Annotated in this window: 5 protein-coding genes; 1 reads left to right on the top strand and 4 read right to left on the bottom strand. The window is 73.4% G+C overall.

Annotated elements, in window-relative coordinates; all coding sequences use genetic code 11:
• Nucleotides 1-30: 30 nt before the first annotated feature.
• The 3 genes from G3I65_RS08595 to G3I65_RS08585 form a co-directional block, all read right to left on the bottom strand.
• The gene (locus tag G3I65_RS08595) at nucleotides 31-1524 is read right to left on the bottom strand and encodes a hypothetical protein (RefSeq protein WP_166639832.1); all 1494 of its coding nucleotides are present in this window, start codon (nucleotides 1522-1524) and stop codon (nucleotides 31-33) included.
• Between the two features lie 71 nt (nucleotides 1525-1595).
• Entirely contained in the window at nucleotides 1596-1796 is a 201-nt protein-coding gene (locus G3I65_RS08590; protein ID WP_086863142.1) for a hypothetical protein, read from the bottom strand.
• Nucleotides 1793-2200, bottom strand: a complete 408-nt coding sequence (locus G3I65_RS08585) for a DUF6010 family protein (protein WP_160695620.1) — start codon at nucleotides 2198-2200, stop codon at nucleotides 1793-1795. The genes G3I65_RS08590 and G3I65_RS08585 overlap by 4 nt, the downstream gene beginning before the upstream one ends.
• A gap of 124 nt (nucleotides 2201-2324) precedes the next feature.
• Here G3I65_RS08585 and G3I65_RS08580 point away from each other — a divergent pair, with 124 nt between their 5' ends.
• A complete protein-coding gene (locus tag G3I65_RS08580; RefSeq protein ID WP_160695619.1) occupies nucleotides 2325-2972 on the top strand; it encodes a TetR/AcrR family transcriptional regulator in 648 nt (215 codons plus the stop codon).
• Here G3I65_RS08580 and G3I65_RS08575 read toward each other — a convergent pair.
• A partial coding sequence (locus G3I65_RS08575) for a DUF5655 domain-containing protein (protein WP_309235337.1) occupies nucleotides 2957-3429 on the bottom strand: 473 nt, incomplete at its 5' end. The genes G3I65_RS08580 and G3I65_RS08575 overlap by 16 nt on opposite strands.

The raw sequence follows: 3429 nt of genomic DNA, 5'->3' as shown, positions 1-3429 counted from the left end.
CGATCCTGCTGCGCGCACTCCGGGACGCCGTCAGTTGATCGGCTGCGGTTCCCGCTCCGCCGCCGGGGGAGTCGCGCCCGCCCGGCGCCGGTCCCACCGCGCCTTCACCCGCCGGTAGAGCGGGGGCGCCGCCACCACGCACAGCGCCAGCGCCGCGACGTCGAGCAGGTACGCCGCCAGCCAGACGTGCTTGGCGATCTCGAAGTAGCCGTCGCCGACCACCGACATCGTCACGATGCCGAGCGCGCTCGTCACCGCCACCCCCGCCACGACGCCGTAGCGGGTCGTCGAGCGGTGGCGGCGCAGCAGGGCCAGTACCGTCGCGGCCAGGCCCAGCAGGACGAGGAGCACCGGCCACCACCACAGGCCCATGCTGTCGAGCCAGGCCTGGAACGTCGTCGCATCGCCGCCCATGTCGCCGCTGACCGGGGCCGAGTTGTCCGGCGGACGGGTCTCCGCCGTCCACGGCTCATCCGGCAGGTAGGGGAGGCTGCGCCCGAGGGTGGCCTGCAGGCCGGTGCCGATCGCGGCCACCAGCGCTCCCGGGTTCGCCAGCAGCAGGTCCCAGACCTTGTGCTTGACCGTCGCCGGGGCCTCCAGCAGCACGTCCGCGCCGGTCAGGGCCTCGGGGCCGTCCGGGTAGTACGCGTGGCCCGCGCTCTGCTGCGCCTCCGCCGGCAGGCCGAGCCGCGCCGCCGACCCGGGCAGCTCGACCAGGCCGAGGGTGTAGACCACGTTGACCGCGTTGACGTCGCTGTAGTTGCGGTCCTGCCAGGCCAGGTTCTCGCGGATCGGCGCGATGAGCTCCAGCACGAGCAGCAGGGCGAGCGCCGGCCCGACGATCCGGCCGGACCACCAGCGGCCCCGGCCCGGCTTGGCCGCGGTGACCGCGCACACGAGCACGGCCAGCACGAACAGCGGCAGGAAGCCGATCTTCGCCAGCCCGCCCACGACCCCGCCGACGGCGACCAGGCCGAGCGCCGCCAGCCGCGCGAAGCCGTCCTCGGCCTTCGTCGCGGCGATCACGGCCAGCCCGCACAGCAGCGTGTACGCGCCGAACAGGCCCGCAGGCTCGGCGAACGTCGAGATGAACAGCCGCGCGAAGGACGGCTCGAGCAGGGGGAGCAGCGGTGGCAACAGGAAGAGCAGGCGCCGGGTGCCGCGGGCCTGCACCGCCCACGCGGCCGCCAGCGTGACCAGGAAGACCAGCAGCACGTACAGCCAGCCCAGCTTGACCAGGCTGAAGGAGCCGTCCCCGCCGGCGACGGACTCGAAGAGCACCGCGGCGCTCGACGGCTGCGGGTCCGGGCACGGCGTGCCGCGCCCGAAGTCGAGCACCACGCCGCCCAGCCAGCTCGCCTTGTGATCCGGCGTCGCGGGCGTCAGCCCGGGCCCGCAGAACAGCCGGTAACCGTCCCCGTTGTCCCCGGCGCCGGTCGGTGTGCCGCCCAGCAGGCCGAGGACGAGCGCCAGCACGAGCGCGGCGATCGCCGCGGTCGCCGTGGCGATCCCCACCCTCTTCATGCCGGTCAGCGTAGGTGGTCGGGTCACCCGGCGGTTCCGGAACTCCCGATTTCCCGTTTTGCCGGAGTCGCTCAGGCGCCCGGGTGACCACAGGCGTAGACGTTCGCCGAAGCGAGCGCGACGCACGCAGGGCACGTGTTGACCGGCCGGTCGCGGCGGCCGTAGTACGGGTGGCGGGCGCCGCACAGCGCCGTGATCACGTCTCCGGGCCGCGGCTGAGGGTGGCACCGGGGGCAGTAGGCGTGCGCGGCGCGCTCGACGTCGGCGCTCATGGCACCGGGGTACCCCTGACCGCGGTGCGCCAACCCGGCACCGACCGGCCGCCGGTGAAGCACCAGATCGCGATGACCGGGTCGCAGAGCGCGCAGCCGAACGACGAATCGTGCGCGAACGGCAGGATCGGCTGGCCCTTGAGGTGGTGCACGACGTCCCAGCCGGTGTGCAGCAGCCAGCCGATCCCGATGAACGTCCACGAGTCGAGCCCGCGGAAGGCGACGTAGCTCATGACGGCGCAGAACACGAGCTCCCACGGCCCGAGCGCGCCGCCGGAGAGGTAGGCGGCGCCCGCGCCGCCGACCATGACGGCGTTGAACCGCCGCCGGTGCGGTTCGGGGACGAACGAGTTGAGCCCGGCGTAGAGGAGGCCGATCAGGATCGGCGCGAGGATCTGGATCACGCTGGAAAACGCTAGGAACAGCGCGGCCGCCGGACCAGTGGCTGTCCGGCCACCCTCCGCCGGGTTCTCGCCAGCGGCACCCGCTCCGTAAAGTGTCCACCGGGGAACGATCAGGGTGGACGGGATGAACGTGAAGGCGGACCGCGCGAGTGCGACGCGGGAAAGCATCCTCGCGACGGCGGAGCGGCTCTTCGCCGAGCACGGGGTGCAGGTGGTGTCCAACCGGCACATCAGCGAGGCGGCCGGGCAGGGCAACAACGCGGCGGTGAACTACCACTTCGGCACGAAGGTCGACCTGGTCCGCGCGATCGTCCGCAAGCACGCGGAGCCCATGGAGCGGCTGCGCGCGGAGCTGGTCGAGGCGATCGACGGCGAAGGTGACCTCCGCGACTGGGTGGCCTGCCTGGTCCGCCCGAGCACGAGCCACCTGCGGGAGCTGGGCGCGCCGACGTGGTTCGCGCGGTTCAGCGCCCAGGTGATGACCGACCCGGCGCTGCGGGCGATCATCGCCGAGGAGTCCCTGTCCTCACCGGCGCTCGCGCGGGCGGTCGAGGGCCTGAACCGGTATCTGGACGAGCTGCCCCCGGAGGTGCGCGCCGAGCGCCTCGACATGGCCCGCCAGCTGATGATCCACATGACGGCGGAGCGCGAACGCGCGCTGGCGGAGGCCACGTCGACGCCGCGGGCGAGCTGGGACGACGCGGGGACCGGCCTGATCGACGCCATCAGCGGCCTGCTCCTGGCACCGGTGTCGGGTCAGGACGTCTCGTAGGCCAGCGTCAGCCAGTTCCGGACCTCGTCGTCCACATCGGACACTGCACGCAGCTTGAGCTGGTGCCCCACACGGGGTCCGCTCGCCCAGCGCGCCGGCGCGATCCGCGCGGTCTCCACCGGGTGCGGCAGCCACAGGTACACCAGGACGTCCTTGGACCGCGGCCGCAGCTCGGCGAGCTTGTGGTCGCGCTTGAGGAACACCCCGACCTTGACGGCGTCCTCGTGGACGTCGCCGAGGCCGCGCAGGTGCGCGATGACGGCGTCGTAGACCGCGCGCTGCCACGGTGGCTTCCCGGCGAAGGTCTCCTCGACGGTGCAGCCGGGGACGCAGGTGTGCCCCTGGCGGGCGCGCGCGAACTCGCGGTCGCAGCGCGGGCACGTCCAGCGGGTCGGCATGCCGTCCAGGATGGCACTCACAGCGCGGCGGGGCCGAGCGCCGGGATGGTGGCGGCCGA

This window comes from Amycolatopsis sp. SID8362 (genome assembly GCF_010550475.1).
In the GTDB taxonomy this organism is placed as follows: domain Bacteria; phylum Actinomycetota; class Actinomycetes; order Mycobacteriales; family Pseudonocardiaceae; genus Amycolatopsis; species Amycolatopsis eburnea.
The sequence above is the reverse complement of the archived record's forward strand: the minus strand, read 5'-3'. Positions and strand labels throughout refer to the sequence as shown.

What these genes read in the sequence shown, in the direction of transcription:
- G3I65_RS08595 (WP_166639832.1), bottom strand. Translation starts at nt 1,524, where the DNA reads ATGAAGAGGGTGGGGATCGCCACGGCGACCGCGGCGATCGCCGCGCTC.
- G3I65_RS08590 (WP_086863142.1), bottom strand. Translation starts at nt 1,796, where the DNA reads ATGAGCGCCGACGTCGAGCGCGCCGCGCACGCCTACTGCCCCCGGTGC.
- G3I65_RS08580 (WP_160695619.1), top strand. Translation starts at nt 2,325, where the DNA reads ATGAACGTGAAGGCGGACCGCGCGAGTGCGACGCGGGAAAGCATCCTC.